The organism is Pseudomonas putida, from assembly GCF_005080685.1.
GTDB lineage: Bacteria > Pseudomonadota > Gammaproteobacteria > Pseudomonadales > Pseudomonadaceae > Aquipseudomonas > Aquipseudomonas putida_V.
Genome location: NZ_CP039371.1, coordinates 4,655,206 through 4,669,942, shown reverse-complemented (window position 1 = coordinate 4,669,942; position 14,737 = coordinate 4,655,206). Strand labels below are relative to the sequence as shown.

The 14,737-nt window shown below is 64.7% G+C and carries 15 protein-coding genes and 3 pseudogenes; 15 read left to right on the top strand and 3 right to left on the bottom strand.

The annotated features are described in order from the left end of the window. Window positions 1–31 precede the first annotated feature (31 nt). The 14 genes and pseudogenes from ccmA to E6B08_RS21525 all read left to right on the top strand — a co-directional run bounded on the left by ccmA (window position 32) and on the right by E6B08_RS21525 (window position 10,470). Complete coding sequence (gene ccmA, locus E6B08_RS21590) at window positions 32–664, top strand: cytochrome c biogenesis heme-transporting ATPase CcmA (RefSeq protein WP_136915877.1); 633 nt, start codon at window positions 32–34, stop codon at window positions 662–664. After that, window positions 661–1,328: pseudogene (gene ccmB, locus E6B08_RS21585) on the top strand (heme exporter protein CcmB). The gene ccmA and the pseudogene ccmB overlap by 4 nt, the downstream one beginning before the upstream one ends. 45 nt (window positions 1,329–1,373) lie before the next feature. Next, window positions 1,374–2,141 (top strand): heme ABC transporter permease, encoded by a 768-nt coding sequence (locus tag E6B08_RS21580; protein WP_136915876.1) that lies wholly within the window; start codon window positions 1,374–1,376, stop codon window positions 2,139–2,141. After that, window positions 2,138–2,314 carry a heme exporter protein CcmD gene (gene ccmD / locus E6B08_RS21575; RefSeq protein ID WP_133332240.1) on the top strand — a complete coding sequence of 59 codons (177 nt, stop codon included), beginning with the start codon at window positions 2,138–2,140 and terminating at the stop codon, window positions 2,312–2,314. Before E6B08_RS21580 ends, ccmD begins: the two co-directional genes overlap by 4 nt. After that, window positions 2,311–2,766 carry a cytochrome c maturation protein CcmE gene (gene ccmE / locus E6B08_RS21570; protein WP_136915875.1) on the top strand — a complete coding sequence of 152 codons (456 nt, stop codon included), beginning with the start codon at window positions 2,311–2,313 and terminating at the stop codon, window positions 2,764–2,766. The genes ccmD and ccmE overlap by 4 nt, the downstream gene beginning before the upstream one ends. 11 nt (window positions 2,767–2,777) lie before the next feature. Continuing rightward, on the top strand, window positions 2,778–4,751 hold the full coding sequence (locus E6B08_RS21565) for a heme lyase CcmF/NrfE family subunit (RefSeq protein ID WP_192938695.1): 1,974 nt from the start codon (window positions 2,778–2,780) through the stop codon (window positions 4,749–4,751). Continuing rightward, entirely contained in the window at window positions 4,748–5,284 is a 537-nt protein-coding gene (locus E6B08_RS21560) for a DsbE family thiol:disulfide interchange protein (protein WP_136915873.1), read from the top strand. Before E6B08_RS21565 ends, E6B08_RS21560 begins: the two co-directional genes overlap by 4 nt. Further along, a pseudogene (locus E6B08_RS21555) lies at window positions 5,281–5,756 on the top strand (cytochrome c-type biogenesis protein CcmH). The gene E6B08_RS21560 and the pseudogene E6B08_RS21555 overlap by 4 nt, the downstream one beginning before the upstream one ends. Beyond that, on the top strand, window positions 5,749–6,939 hold the full coding sequence (gene ccmI / locus E6B08_RS21550) for a c-type cytochrome biogenesis protein CcmI (protein ID WP_136915872.1): 1,191 nt from the start codon (window positions 5,749–5,751) through the stop codon (window positions 6,937–6,939). Before E6B08_RS21555 ends, ccmI begins: the two are co-directional and overlap by 8 nt. A 12-nt stretch (window positions 6,940–6,951) precedes the next feature. Beyond that, window positions 6,952–7,370: pseudogene (locus E6B08_RS21545) on the top strand (hypothetical protein). Between the two features lie 91 nt (window positions 7,371–7,461). Further along, window positions 7,462–8,400: a 2-hydroxyacid dehydrogenase gene (locus tag E6B08_RS21540; RefSeq protein ID WP_136915870.1), complete on the top strand. Its 939-nt coding sequence runs from the start codon at window positions 7,462–7,464 to the stop codon at window positions 8,398–8,400. 51 nt (window positions 8,401–8,451) lie between these two features. After that, window positions 8,452–9,240: a PhzF family phenazine biosynthesis protein gene (locus E6B08_RS21535; protein WP_136915869.1), complete on the top strand. Its 789-nt coding sequence runs from the start codon at window positions 8,452–8,454 to the stop codon at window positions 9,238–9,240. Between the two features lie 84 nt (window positions 9,241–9,324). Further along, complete coding sequence (locus E6B08_RS21530; RefSeq protein WP_136915868.1) at window positions 9,325–9,663, top strand: FKBP-type peptidyl-prolyl cis-trans isomerase; 339 nt, start codon at window positions 9,325–9,327, stop codon at window positions 9,661–9,663. A gap of 144 nt (window positions 9,664–9,807) precedes the next feature. After that, the gene (locus E6B08_RS21525; protein ID WP_136915867.1) at window positions 9,808–10,470 is read left to right on the top strand and encodes a histidine phosphatase family protein; all 663 of its coding nucleotides are present in this window, start codon (window positions 9,808–9,810) and stop codon (window positions 10,468–10,470) included. Window positions 10,471–10,474: 4 nt separating this feature from the next. Here E6B08_RS21525 and E6B08_RS21520 read toward each other — a convergent pair whose 3' ends face one another. From E6B08_RS21520 to E6B08_RS21510, 3 genes are all read right to left on the bottom strand, one after another. After that, window positions 10,475–11,203: an aspartate/glutamate racemase family protein gene (locus E6B08_RS21520; protein ID WP_136915866.1), complete on the bottom strand. Its 729-nt coding sequence runs from the start codon at window positions 11,201–11,203 to the stop codon at window positions 10,475–10,477. 17 nt (window positions 11,204–11,220) lie between these two features. Beyond that, window positions 11,221–12,747: an NCS1 family nucleobase:cation symporter-1 gene (locus tag E6B08_RS21515; RefSeq protein ID WP_136915865.1), complete on the bottom strand. Its 1,527-nt coding sequence runs from the start codon at window positions 12,745–12,747 to the stop codon at window positions 11,221–11,223. A 487-nt stretch (window positions 12,748–13,234) separates the two neighbouring features. Beyond that, window positions 13,235–13,672, bottom strand: coding sequence for an Lrp/AsnC family transcriptional regulator (locus E6B08_RS21510; protein WP_136917468.1), 438 nt, complete (start codon window positions 13,670–13,672; stop codon window positions 13,235–13,237). 133 nt (window positions 13,673–13,805) lie between these two features. On the opposite strand from E6B08_RS21510, the gene E6B08_RS21505 reads away from it, so the two are divergent. Next, the gene (locus tag E6B08_RS21505; protein WP_136915864.1) at window positions 13,806–14,702 is read left to right on the top strand and encodes a DMT family transporter; all 897 of its coding nucleotides are present in this window, start codon (window positions 13,806–13,808) and stop codon (window positions 14,700–14,702) included. Window positions 14,703–14,737: the final 35 nt, after the last annotated feature.

Sequence of the window (14,737 nt, the reverse complement as noted above, 5' to 3'; positions counted from 1 at the left end):
ACTTGAGACACTCACTGCATAAGGCGAATCCGTGACCCTTCACCTCCAAGCCGCGGGCCTGGCCTGCGAGCGCGACTGGCGCCTGTTGTTCGAGCACCTGGATTTCGAGCTGCGCCCTGGCGACATGCTGCAGATCAGCGGCCCCAACGGCAGTGGCAAGACCAGCCTGCTGCGGCTGCTGGCCGGGCTGATGCAGCCGACCGCCGGGCAGATCCTGCTGGGCGGCCAGCCGTTGGCCGAACAACGCCATGCCCTGGCCAGCATCCTGCTGTGGATAGGCCATGCCGCCGGGATCAAGGACCTGCTCACGGCCGAGGAGAACCTGACCTGGCTGTGCGCCCTGCACCAGCCCGCCGACAGCGATGCCATCTGGGCGGCGCTGGCGGCGGTCGGCTTGCGCGGTTTCGAGGATGTGCCCTGCCATACCCTGTCAGCCGGCCAGCAGCGTCGCGTGGCCTTGGCCCGGCTGTACCTGGACAGCCCGCCGCTGTGGATTCTCGACGAACCGTTCACCGCCCTCGACAAGCAAGGGGTGGCCCAACTCGAAGCGCACCTGGCGGCCCATTGCGAGCAAGGCGGCACAGTGGTGCTCACCACCCACCACACCCTCGAGCGCACACCCTCAGGCTACCGCGAACTCAACCTGGGGCAGTGGGCGGCATGAGCGTATTCATCCTGTTGCTGCGCCGTGAGGCGCGCCTGCTGTTCCGCCGTCCGGCAGAATTGGCCAACCCGCTGGTGTTCTTCGCCATCGTCGTCGCACTGTTTCCGCTGGCAGTCGGTCCGGAAAGCCAATTGTTGCAAACATTGTCGCCGGGCCTGGTCTGGGTCGCGGCGCTGTTGGCGGTGTTGCTATCGCTCGATGGCTTGTTCCGCAGCGATTTCGAGGACGGCTCGCTGGAGCAGTGGGTACTGTCGCCGCATCCACTGGCCATGCTGGTGCTGGCCAAGGTGTTGGCGCACTGGATCTTTTCCGGGCTGGCACTGGTATTGTTGGCGCCGCTGCTGGCCTTGATGCTGGGCTGCCGAGCCATTGCCTGCCGGTGTTGCTCGGTTCCCTGCTGCTGGGCACGCCGGTACTGAGCCTGTTGGGGGCGGTGGGCGCGGCGCTGACGGTGGGTCTCAAGCGCGGCGGCTTGCTGCTGGCGTTGTTGATCCTGCCGTTGTATATCCCTGTATTGATCCTGGGCAGTGGCGCATTGCAAGCGGCGCTGCACAATATGCCGGCGACTGGCCATCTGCTATGGCTGGCCAGCCTGACCGCCCTGGCGGTGACCCTGGCGCCTTTTGCGATAGCGGCCGGCCTGAAGATCAGCGTTGGCGAATAACGAGTCCCGGGCTTTCAAGCCCGGCTAATACCCTGGATGTACCTGATGAAAATAAGCTGGACGTGGTTCCACAAACTGGGCTCGCCGAAATGGTTCTATGCCATCAGTGGCCGCCTGTTGCCCTGGTTGGCTGTCTCCGCCTTGCTCCTGCTGGTCACCGGTGTGGTCTGGGGCCTGGCCTTCGCCCCGCAGGACTACCAGCAGGGCAACAGTTTCCGCATCATCTACATCCATGTGCCGGCGGCGATGCTGGCGCAGTCCTGCTACGTGCTGCTGGCGGTGGCCGGGGCGGTGGGGTTGGTGTGGAAGATGAAACTGGCCGACGTCGCCCTGCAATGCGCGGCGCCCATCGGCGCCTGGATGACCGCCGTGGCGCTGGTCACCGGGGCCATCTGGGGCAAGCCTACCTGGGGCAGTTGGTGGGTCTGGGACGCACGCCTGACTTCGATGCTGATCCTGTTGTTCCTGTACTTCGGCATCATCGCCCTCGGCCAGGCCATCAGTAATCGCGACAGCGCGGCCAAGGCCTGCGCGGTACTGGCCATCGTCGGCGTGGTGAACATCCCGATCATCAAGTACTCGGTGGAGTGGTGGAACACCCTGCACCAGGGCGCCACCTTCACCCTCACCGAAAAACCGGCCATGCCGGCCGAGATGTGGCTGCCGCTGCTGTGCACGGCGCTGGGCTTCTATTGCTTCTTCGGTGCGGTGTTGCTACTGCGCATGCGCCTCGAAGTGCTCAAGCGCGAAGCACGTGCCAGTTGGGTGAGGGAAGAAGTGCTGAACAGCCTGGGGCGGAGGGCCGCACGATGAAATTTGCTTCATTCGCCGACTTTGTCGCCATGGGTCACCATGGCCTGTATGTCTGGACGGCCTATGGCATCTGCCTGGCGGTCCTGGCGATCAATGTCGCTGCGCCCCTGTTGGCCCGTCGCCGCTACTTGCAAGAAGAGGCGCGTCGCCTGCGCCGGGAGAACAACCAGTGAATCCGCAGCGCAAGAAACGCCTGTTCCTGATTCTCGGCCTGCTGGTCGGGGTCGCGATTGCCGTAGGCTTTGCCCTGAGCGCCCTGCAACAGAACATCAACCTGTTCTACACCCCGACCCAGATCGCCAATGGCGAGGCGCCGCTGGACACGCGCATCCGCGCCGGCGGCATGGTCGAGAAGGGCTCGGTGCAGCGCTCGGCCGATTCGCTCGACGTACGCTTCGTGGTCACCGATTTCAACAAGTCGGTGCCGATCACCTACCGTGGCATCCTCCCCGACCTGTTCCGCGAGGGGCAGGGGATCGTCGCCCTGGGCAAGCTCAATGCCGAGGGCGTGGTGGTGGCCGACGAGGTGCTGGCCAAGCACGACGAGAAATACATGCCGCCTGAAGTCAGCAAGGCCCTGAAGGAAAGCGGCCAGGCGGCGACCGGTGCGGAGAGCAAGCCATGAACGCTGCGTTGGTGATCCCCGAACTCGGTCAGTTGGCGATGATCCTGGCGATCTGCTTCGCCGCCGTGCAGGCCATCGTGCCGTTGCTCGGTGCCTGGCGTGGCGACAGCCTGTGGATGAGCCTGGCACGGCCAGCCGCCTGGGGGCAGTTCGCCTTCCTGGCGTTCGCCTTCAGCTGCCTGACCCACGCCTTCATGACCGACAATTTCTCGGTCGCCTACGTGGCCAGTAACTCCAACAGTGCCTTGCCCTGGTACTACAAGTTCAGTGCCGTATGGGGCGCGCACGAGGGCTCGCTGCTGCTCTGGGCGTTGATCCTGGGCGGCTGGACCTTCGCCGTGTCGGTGTTCTCGCGGCAATTGCCGCAGGTGATGCTGGCGCGGGTGCTGGCGGTGATGGGCATGATCAGCGTGGGTTTCCTGAGCTTCCTGATCATCACTTCCAATCCGTTCCAGCGGCTGCTGCCGCAGGTGCCAGGCGATGGCCGCGACCTCAACCCGCTGCTGCAGGACTTCGGCCTGATCGTCCACCCACCGATGCTGTACATGGGCTACGTGGGCTTCTCGGTGGCCTTCGCCTTCGCCATCGCCGCCTTGCTCGGCGGGCGCCTGGATGCGGCGTGGGCGCGCTGGTCGCGGCCTTGGACCATCGTTGCCTGGGCGTTCCTCGGGGTCGGCATCACCTTGGGCTCCTGGTGGGCCTACTACGAGCTGGGCTGGGGCGGCTGGTGGTTCTGGGATCCGGTGGAAAACGCCTCGTTCATGCCCTGGCTGGTGGGTACCGCGCTGATCCATTCGCTGGCGGTGACCGAGAAGCGCGGGGTGTTCAAGAGCTGGACCGTGTTGCTGGCAATCGCGGCCTTCTCGCTGAGCCTGCTCGGCACCTTCCTGGTTCGCTCCGGCGTGCTGACCTCGGTGCACGCATTCGCCTCCGATCCATCGCGTGGCGTGTTCATCCTGATCTTCCTATTGTTCGTGGTCGGGGGCTCGTTGACCCTGTTCGCGCTACGTGCCCCGGTGGTCAAGAGCCAGGTCGGCTTTGCCCTGTGGTCACGCGAGACACTGCTGCTGGCCAACAATCTGGTGCTGGTCGTGGCGGCTTCGATGATTTTGCTCGGCACCCTCTATCCACTGGTGCTCGATGCCCTGACCGGCGCCAAGCTGTCGGTTGGTCCGCCGTATTTCGACGCGTTGTTCCTGCCGCTGATGGCGCTGCTGATGGTGGTGCTGGGTATCGGCGTGCTGGTGCGCTGGAAGGACACCCCGGGCAAATGGCTGGCGAGCATGCTGACCCCGGTGCTGATCGCCAGCGTGGTGCTGGCGCCTGTGGCCGGGTTCATCGTCGACGACTTCGACTGGCCGACCTTGAGCGTGTTCGCCCTGGCTGCCTGGGTGGTGCTCGGTGGCGTGCGCGACATCCTCGACAAGACCCGCCACAAGGGCCTGGCCAAGGGGGCGCGCGGCCTGACCCGCAGCTACTGGGGCATGCAGCTGGCGCACCTGGGCCTGGCGGTGTGCGCGCTGGGCGTGGTGCTGTCGAGCAACAACAGTGCCGAACGCGACCTGCGCATGGCGCCGGGCGAGAGCGTCGAGTTGGGCGGGTATCAGTTCCTGTTCCAGGGCGCCAAGCACTTCGAGGGGCCGAACTTCATTTCCGACAAGGGCACCATCGTGGTGACCCGCGATGGCCGCGAAGTGACCACCCTGCACCCGGAAAAGCGCCTGTACACCGTGCAGCAGTCGATGATGACCGAGGCCGGCATCGACGCAGGCTTCACCCGTGACTTGTACGTCGCCCTCGGCGAGCCGCTGGAAAACGGCGCCTGGGCCGTGCGCGTGCACATCAAGCCATATGTCCGCTGGATCTGGCTGGGCGGTCTGCTGACCGGCCTGGGCGGGTTGCTGGCGGCCCTCGACCGACGCTACCGCGTCAAGGTCAAGACCCGGGTGCGTGAGGCCCTGGGCGTGTCTGGAGCAGCTGCATGAAGCGTTGGATCATGGTGTTGCCGCTGGCGGTGTTCCTGCTGGTGGCGGTGTTTCTCTACAAAGGGCTGTTCCTCAAGCCCGACGAGCTGCCATCGGCGATGATCGGCAAACCGTTTCCGACGTTTTCCCTGGCCTCGGTCGAGGGCCAGCGGACCCTGACCCAGGCCGACCTGCTCGGGCGCCCGGCGCTGGTCAACGTGTGGGGCACCTGGTGCCCATCGTGCAAGGTCGAGCACCCCTACCTGAACCAGCTGGCCGAGCAGGGCGTGGTGATCCACGGGGTCAGCTACAAGGACGACAACGCCGCCGCGCAGAAGTGGCTGGCCGAGTTCCACAACCCGTACCAGCTGAACATCCGCGACGAGCAGGGCAGCCTGGGGCTGGACCTGGGCGTGTACGGCGCGCCGGAAACCTTCCTCATCGATGCCAAGGGCATCATCCGCTACAAGCACGTGGGCGTGGTCGACGCCACGGTCTGGCGCGAACAACTGGCGCCGCTGTACCAGGGTCTGGTCGATGAGGCCAAGCCATGAGGCGTTGGCTGGTGGCTGCCGTGCTCGGGTTGAGCGTGGCCGGCGTGGCCCGGGCGGCCATCGACACCTATCAGTTCCGTGACGAGGCCGAGCGCGAGCGTTACCAGGCGCTGACCAAGGAACTGCGCTGCCCCAAGTGCCAGAACCAGGACATTGCCGACTCCAATGCGCCCATCGCCGCCGACCTGCGCCGAGAGATCTTCCGCATGCTCGGCGAAGGCAAGAGCAACCAGCAGATCGTCGATTTCATGGTCGATCGCTACGGCGACTTCGTGCGCTACAAACCGGCGCTCAGCAGCCGCACCTGGTTACTCTGGTTCGGCCCGGCCTTCTCCTGGCGTCGGGATTCGTGGTGCTGGCGGTGATCGTGCGGCGCCGCCGTGGCGCGGCCACGCAAGGTAGCCAGGCCCTGTCCGACGATGAACGCGAGCGTCTCGCCAAACTGCTGGAAAAAGAACAGACCCATGATTGAATTCTGGCTTAGTGCGGGCCTGCTGCTGCTCGCTGCCTTCGGTTTTCTTCTGATCCCGATCCTGCGTGGGCGTAGCCGCCAGCAGGAAGAAGACCGCACCGCCCTGAACGTGGCCCTGTATCAGGAACGTGTCGGCGAACTCGCTGCTCAACAGGCTGCCGGCGTGCTCGATGAGGCGCAGTTGGCCAAGGGCCGTGACGAGGCGGCCCGCGAGCTGCTGGCCGATACCGAAGGTGCCGAACCGCTGCGCCAGGGCCACTTGGGCAAGGCTCTGCCACTGCTGGCGGCGGTGTTGGTGCCGTTGCTGGCGCTGGGGTTGTACCTGCACTTCGGGGCTGCCGACAAGGTCGAGCTGACCCAGGAGTTCGCTGCCGCGCCCAAGACCATGGAAGAGATGACCACGCGTCTGGAGCGTGCCGTCGAGGCCCAGCCGGACTCGGCCGAAGGCGTGTATTTCCTCGGCCGTGCCTACATGGCCGAGCAGCGTCCGGCCGATGCCGCGCGTGCCTTCGAGCGCGCCGTGAGCCTGGCCGGGCGCCAGCCCGAACTGCTCGGGCAATGGGCGCAGGCCTTGTACTTCGCGGCCGACAAGAAGTGGAGCGAGCAGGTCCAGGCGCTCACCGACGAGGCGTTGAAAGCCGATCCCAAGGAGGTCACCAGCCTCGGCCTGCGTGGCATCGCCGCATTCGAGGGCGAGCGCTACCAGGAAGCCATCGACTACTGGAACCGCCTGCTGGTGCTGTTGCCTGAGGGCGACACGTCGCGTGCGGCCTTGCAGGGTGGCATCGACCGCGCCGCGGAGCGCCTCGGTGGCCACGCCGCCAAGCCGGCGGCCCCGGTCGCTGCGCGCCTGAAGGTGCGGGTGGAACTGGCGGCGGCGCTCAAGGACAAGGTCAAGCCCGACGATACCGTGTTCATCTTCGCCCGTGCCAGCGAGGGTCCGCCGATGCCGCTGGCGGCCAAGCGGGTGACCGTGGCACAGTTGCCGATCGAGGTGGAGTTGTCCGATGCCGACGCGATGATGCCGCAGATGAAACTGTCGGACTTCCCGCAAGTCCAACTGGTTGCCCGTGTCTCGCGCGCTGGCCAGCCGACCCAGGGCGAATGGATCGGCCAGGGCGCACCGCTGGCAAATTCCACCCAGGCCCAGCAACTGCTGATCATCGACAGCCCCGACCGGTAAGAGAACGACACCATGCACAACACCCTACGCCTGACCCTGATTGCCCTGGCCGTGGGATTGTCCGCGTGTACCACGCATGAGCCCTACGAGCAGCCGGCGCCGCCGATCGAGACGGCGCCGCCGCACAAGGGGCCGGTGGTCAAGCCGTTGCCGGGTGGGCAACCGTCGACCCAGCCGAGCAAGCCGGCGTCGATTCCCAAGCCGATGCCACGCACATCGGCCAGTTTCGCGCCGCCGCCAGGCGGTGCCAGCCATTGGGATCCGAAGCTTGGGGTGTATGTGCTGGAGAAGAAGACCAATACCTTCTACCGCCAGCGGACCTATTACCGTTATGACAATGGTTGGAGCTGGTCGCTGAGCCCGGATGGGCCTTGGCAGGAAACCGATAGCAGTGGCGTGCCTGGGGGTTGGGGCGGGCGTTTGCCCAGTAACCCATACAGTACAGTTAATCCCCAATTTATCGATTGACTGTACTGGCCACCCATTGCGCATAATGCCCCTTCGAATTGACCCGGAGGTGGCATGAGCAAGACAGTCCTGGTACTGGTTGAATCCGTCGACGATTACCTGCCGTTGCTCGAGCAGGCCGGCTATCGCCTGATCCGTGCGCCATCCCCTGCGCTACGTGCCGATGCCATCGCCCCCCATGCCGGCGAGATCGATGCCGTGCTCACCCGCGGCCCGCTGGGCCTGACCGCCGCCGAGATCGAGGCACTGCCGCACCTGCGCATCATCTGCGTGATCGGCGCGGGCTACGAACAGGTCGACCTGGCCGCCGCCGCGGCCCGGGGCATCATCGTCACCAATGGCGCGGGCGCCAATGCCGCCACGGTCGCCGACCACGCCATGGCCATCCTCCTTGCTCTGCTGCGTGATATTCCCCATGCCGATGCCAGCACCCGCCGTGGCGAGTGGAACCGGGTCATCAGCCCCTCGGTCAGCGGCAAGCGCCTGGGCCTGCTCGGTTTCGGCGCGGTCGGCCAGGCAATCGCCAAGCGCGCCAGCCTGGGCTTCGACATGAACGTCAGCTACCACAGCCGCACCCCACGCCACGACCTGCCCTACACCTGGTACGACAGCCCCTTGCACCTGGCCGATGCCGTCGACATCCTGGTGGTCGCCACGCCCGGCGGCGCCGGTACCCGCCACCTGGTCGACGCCCAGGTGCTCGAGGCCTTGGGCGCCGAGGGTTACCTGGTGAATATCGCCCGCGCCAGCGTGGTCGACACGCAGGCCTTGGTGACGGCACTGCAACAGGGCCTGATCGCCGGCGCCGCGCTGGATGTATTCGATGACGAACCCACCGTGCCCGAGAGCCTCAAGGCCCTCGGCAACACCGTGCTCACTCCCCATGTCGCTGGCCAGTCGCCGGAAGCCGCACGCGACACCGTCGCTCTGGTACTGCGCAACCTGCAGGCGTTCTTTGCCGGTGAGCCGGTGCTCACGCCCGTGCGCCCGTAATCTTCGCTTTCGTTTCCGCCCGGTAGAGGCCGGGCTTTCAGGAGTGTTCGCATGCAACTCGAGATCTTCCAGGTCGATGCTTTTTCCGCCGAGCCCTTCGGTGGCAATCCGGCAGCGGTGATCCCGCTCGAAAGCTGGCTGCCGGACGATGTGCTGCAACGCATCGCCGAAGAGAACAACCTGTCCGAAACGGCCTACTTCGTGGGTAAAGGCGAAACCTATGACCTGCGCTGGTTCACCCCGGCGGTGGAAGTCGACCTATGCGGCCACGCTACCCTGGCATCGGCCTATGTGCTGTTCGAGCAATTGGGCGAGCAGGCCGAGGTGCTGCGCTTCAATACCCGTAGTGGCGAGCTGCGCGTCAGCCGCGGCGCCGATGGCTTGCTGGCGATGGATTTTCCGGCCAAGCAACCGGTGGCCGTGGACATGCCGGCTGGCCTGCTGGAAGCACTGAGCTTGGGCACCGCAAGCGCCGTCTATCGTTCCGACGATTATGTCGTGGTCATCGACGATGCTTCGCTGCTGGAAACGCTCACGCCTGATTTCGTCGCACTTTCGGCCTTCGATGTCCGCGGCATTGCCGTGACCGCAGCCGGTCGTGGCTACGACTTCGTTACCCGTTGGTTCGGTCCGAATGTCGGGGTCAACGAAGACCCGGTCACAGGCTCCGCGCATACCTCGCTGGCCCCAGTCTGGGCCGAGCGGCTGGGCAAGACCGTGCTCAGCTGCGAGCAGGGCGGGGCGCGCAAGGGCCAGTTGCACTGCCAGGTGCCGGGCAATGGCCGGGTAATCATCAGCGGACGTGCGGCGCTGTACCTGCGCGGTACCGTTTACATCTGATCGATGGGTTGGCATCGGCGCGCTTGCCAAAAGCGCGCAATCCTGAGAAAACGGCGCCCTCGTTTATCCGCGTAGGAGATGCCCATGAGTGGCGAATTGCAGATCATCGACGTGCTCGAGGGCGAAGGCAAGGCAGCCGTCAAGGGTGCGCTGATCACCACCCAATACACCGGCTGGCTCGCCGACGGCAGCGAGTTCGACTCGTCCTGGTCGCGCGGCAAGCCGTTCCAGTGCGTGATCGGTACCGGCCGGGTCATCAAGGGATGGGACCAGGGGCTGATGGGCATGCGCGTGGGCGGCAAGCGCAAGCTGCTGGTGCCGGCGCACCTGGGCTATGGCGAGCGCAGCGTAGGGGCGATCCCACCGAATTCGGATTTGACCTTCGAAATCGAGTTGCTGGAAGTGTTGACCAGGGACGATTGAACGAACAGGGGAACCAAACGGCTTGAAGGGACTCTGACCCTGGCACGATGCCGAGATGACATCGACGACACGGATGCCCCGCGGCTTCGGCCCTAGGGTCTTGTGGGGGACGTTACCCTTCTTCCGCCACGAGAGTCTGCCTTCATGAAGTTGCCTACGCCCTCCCGACGTTGTCGCCTGGTCTTGGCCGGCCTTGCATTCGTCGCAGCTGCAGGTGTGGTGACGCAGGCTCTCCTCGAGCGCCGCAGCCAACCCGTAGACGGCACCCAGACCCTGGTGTTCCTGCGCCATGCCGAAAAACCCGGCGAAGGTCTGGGGCAGCTCAACTGCCAGGGCCTGAACCGCGCCCTGGACCTGGCAACCGTGCTGCCCGATCGTTTCGGTGAAGCCGACTACGTGTTCGCCGCCAATCCTTCGCGACACGTCGAGGAAGGTAGCCACGACCATAGCTACAGCTATATTCGCCCGCTGATGACCATCACCCCGAGCGCCATTCGCCTGGGCCTGCCGGTGAACATCGACTTCGGTGCCAACGACACCGATGCCCTGGCTGATGAGCTGATGGACGCCAAGTACCGCAACGCCACCGTCTACACGGCCTGGTCACATGGCTACCTGCCGGACCTGATCAACGCGGTAGCGCGCAAGGCCCTGGGTGGTCAGCAGGCGATCACCGAGGATTGGGACGGCGACGATTTCGATTCGTTGTACGTGCTGACCCTGACCTGGCATGACGGCAAAGCCACCCTCGACACCCGCAACCTGCGCCAGGGTCTCGACGATGGCTCTTCGAGCTGCCCGACGTAACGCCTCAGCGACCCAGTCGCATCGGCCAGCCCAGTACCTTCTTCGCTCGCGGTGTGGCGTAGGTACGCACTTTCGAGGTGCTCAGCCCCAGGCGCACCAGTGATTCGGCGATGGTCACCGCCGCGCTGACGCCATCGACCACCGGTACCCCGGTGCGCTGGCGGATCTGTTCGTCCAGCCCGGCCATGCCGCCGCAACCCAGGCAGATGACTTCGGCCTTGTCCTCGCGCACGGCTCGTTCGGCCTGTTCGACGATGGCCTGCACGGCCCGTTGCGGGTCTTCTTCGAGTTCGAGCACGGCCAGGCCGCTGGCCCGTACCGAGGCGCAACGGTCGTACAGGCCGGACAGCTTCAGGCGGTCTTCGATCAGCGGCACCGTACGGTCCAGGGTGGTCACCACCGAGTATGCGTGGCCCAGGTACATGGCGGTGCTGGCGGCGGCGTCGGTGATGTCCACCACCGGCACGTCGAGCAACTCCTGCAGGCCTTCGCGGCCGTGCTCGCCGTAGCCCGCCTGGATCACCGCATCGTACGGGCCTTCGTAGGCCAGCACGCGGTCCATGACCGCGATGGCGGCCAGGTAGCTCTCGAAGTTGCCTTCCACCGACTCGGCGCCGAAGAAGGGCGTCAGGCCGACGATCTCGGTGCCGGGGGAGGCGACGCTGCGCGCTTGCTCGGCGATCGCCTCGGTGATCGCTTCGGTGGTATTGACGTTGACAATCAGAATTCGCATGGGCAGTTGATCCTTGATCAGTGGCTGTGGTGATCGACAGCGATGCATTCGCCGCTGACATCGTGGTATTGGCGGTTACGCGGCGCGATCAGCAGGTACAGCGCGGCAGCGATGCCCGCGCCGATCAGCCAGGAGAACGGCGCGATGCCGTGGAAGTTGGGCACCAGGGCGAGGACGATGGCCAGCAGCGCCGCTGGTGCGAAGGCGGCCATGGCGCGCAGGTTGATGCCTTTGCTGTAGTGGTAGGCGCCGTCCGGGTGCTCGCTGTAGAGCTCCGGCACGTTGATGCGGCCTTTGCGCAGCAGCCAGTAGTCGGCCATGATCACGCCGTACAGCGGGCCGAGCAGGGCGCCCAGGCCGGAGAGGAAGTACACGATCACCAGCGGGCTGTTGTACAGGTTCCACGGCAAGATCAAGACCGCCATGGTGGCGCTGATCAGCCCGGCGCGGCGGAAGTTGAGATGGCGCGGCGCCAGGTTGCTGAGGACGAACGCCGGGGCGACGAAGTTGGCCATGATGTTCACCGCCACGGTGACGATCAGGAAGGCCAGGCAACCCAGGACCAGGAACAGTGTATTGGGAATGCTGGCGACGATTTCGGTCGGGCTGCTGATGACCTTGCCATCGATCTGGAACTGCGCGCCGCACAGCACCACGGTGATCATCGCGAATGCCAGGATGTTCACCGGCAGGCCCCAGAAGTTGCCGACGCGGATGGTCTTGCGGCACGGCGAGGAGCGGGCGAAGTCGCAGAAGTTGAGCACCAGGGTGCCGTAGATCGCCAGCCACAGCGCACCGCCGGCAAAGATGTTGCGCCACATCTCGTAGCCACGCAGGGGCTCGGCCACCGACCAGGCGATGCGCGCGCCGGCCTGGAAGTACATGAATACCGCCAGGCTGGCGACGGTCAGCAGGATCACCGGGCCTGCGAAGGCTTCGTAGCGGCGGACCATTTCCATGCCGTAGGCGAGGATTGCCAACTGCACCAGCCAGATGGCCACGAAGCACACCCAGCCCAGGCTCGACAGGCCGAGGATGGCGTCGTGGTCGTAGCTGGCCAGTTGCGGCCAGACGGCGGTGAGCAGCACGCGCAGCACCACCGAGGCCAGGTAGGTCTGGATGCCGAACCAGGCGATGGCGATGACCGCACGGATCAGTGCCGGCAGTTGCGCACCATGGATACCGAAGGCGATGCGGCTGATGACCGGAAACGGTACCCCGGTCTTCTGTCCCATGTAGCCGGACAGGTTCATGAAGAAGTACACCAGTGCCGCGCCGATCGCCAGCGAGAGCAGGATCTGCCAGCCGCCAAGGCCGAGGGCGAACAGGCCCATGGCGAACGAGTAGTTGGCGATGTTGTGCACATCGTTGGTCCAGAGCGCGAAGATACTGTAACGGCCCCAGCGACGGCCCTCGACGCGGGTTGGCGCGAGGTCGCGGTTGTGCAGGCGAGGGCTCAGTTCGAGTGGCGGGTTGGTCAGGGTGACGGCGGGGTCGGTGCTGGCAACGGACAGTTCAGGGGCAAGGTCGACACTGGTACTCATTCCGGCAGGCTCCTGATGCATTTGACTGCGATGAGCGGGCGCTGGCGCACGGGCTCGCCATCTCGTCGGTGCAGGCGTTGCATCGCTGGGTTCTGGACGCGGTGGCCGGGATTGGACCGGCGCCGCGGGTTATTGTGTATTTATGTTTCGATGTATTTGTATACAAAAGGCGTGTGCATGAAAGCGAGTTTCATGCCAGGGGGAAAGAGGGGGTAATGCGGAAGAACATCAAGAGTGAGTTTTTCTAATATAAGTAATTGAAATATATAGAGTAATTATTTTTATTGGATGTCTTGGTACGTTGTTTTAGTTGATCGGACGGTCAGGATCAGTTGGTGGGGTTGTGTAACGTATTAGGGCATGATGTTTATAAGTGCACACAAATATGGCACTTACGGTGACATTATTGTGTACATCTTATGAGGCTGTTGGCCTGCACCGTCCTCTTCGCGGGCTTGCCCGCGAAGAGGCCGGTGCAGAAAAACGCTCATTCCATCGGCGGCAGCCGCCGCTTCACCGGGCTTTTCTTGATGATCGCAGTGTTGGTTTCAGCCAGCACATTGATGCGATCGAGCAAGGTGTCCAGTTGCTCCATCGAGCGCACGTGCAACCGGGCGATGAAGCAGTCCTCGCCGGTGACCTTGTCGCACTCGGTGAACTCGGCAATGGCGATGATCTGCCGCTCCACTTCCTGCAATTGCCCCGGCAGCGGCCGGATCCGCACGATGGCCTGCAACTGATAGCCGAAGCTGCGCGGGTCGACGTCCACCGTGTAGCCGCGCAGCACGCCGCGTTCTTCCAGGCGCCGCAGGCGTTCGCTGACGCTGGGTGCGGACAAGCCGCTGATCTGCGCCAGGGCCTTGAGCGAGCGGCGCGAATCTTCCATAAGGGCGTTGATCAGCAATTGGTCGATAGCGTCGGTCATGGGTACCTCGTCAGGCAATTTCATGGATTCACCTTGATAGTAAAGGCGAAAGCCTGGTTACGCCTTTTTTAACCTATGGAAGCTATAGCGGCTGCCTCTGCATACTGTGGCCATCATCAATGGGAGGTGCGGGATGGACAGTTCAGTGCGTCGCGGCTCGCTGGAAATGATCGGCGCCATGCTGATTTCCGGCACCATCGGCTGGTTCGTGCTGGTGTCGGGCCAGCCGGTGCTGGAGGTGGTGTTCTGGCGCTGCGTGTTCGGCACCGCGACCTTGCTGGTGATCTGCGCGGCATTCGGTTTCCTCAAGGCCGGGGTGATCAGCCGCAGCGCCTTGCTGCTGGCGGTCGTCAGCGGGGTGGCCATCGTCGGCAACTGGTTGCTGTTGTTCGCGTCCTATTCCCGTGCCTCGATCGCCATCGGCACTGCCGTGTACAACGTGCAACCCTTCATGCTGGTGGGGCTGGCGGCGTTGTTCCTGGGTGAGAAAATCACCGCCGCCAAGGTGACCTGGTTGAGCGTGGCGTTTCTCGGCATGCTGGCCATCGTCAGCGCCCACGGCGCCGGGCAGGCCAGCGGCGAGGAGTATCTGCTGGGTATCGCCCTGGCCTTGGGCGCTGCGTTCCTCTATGCGGTCGCGGCGTTGATCATCAAGCGCCTGAAAGGTACGCCGCCGCATCTGATCGCCCTGGTCCAGGTCGCTACTGGCGTGGTGTTGCTGGCGCCTTGGGTCAAGCTCGGCGGCCTGCCAGGCGAGCCTTCGGCGCTGGCCAGCCTGGTGACCCTGGGGATGGTGCATACGGGGCTGATGTACGTGTTGCTGTACAGCGCCATCCAGCGCCTGCCGACGGCGCTGACCGGGGCGCTGTCGTTCATCTACCCGATCGCGGCGATTCTGGTGGACTGGGTGGCCTTCGGGCATCGCCTGGCGCCGCTGCAATGGTTGGGGGTGGGGTTGATCCTGCTGGCGGCGGCGGGGATGCAGCAGGGGTGGTGGTTCCGGCCAGCACGGGTCGTGGTGAAAGGATGAGTTGATTTTGCCGGCCCTTTCGCGCCGAACCGCCG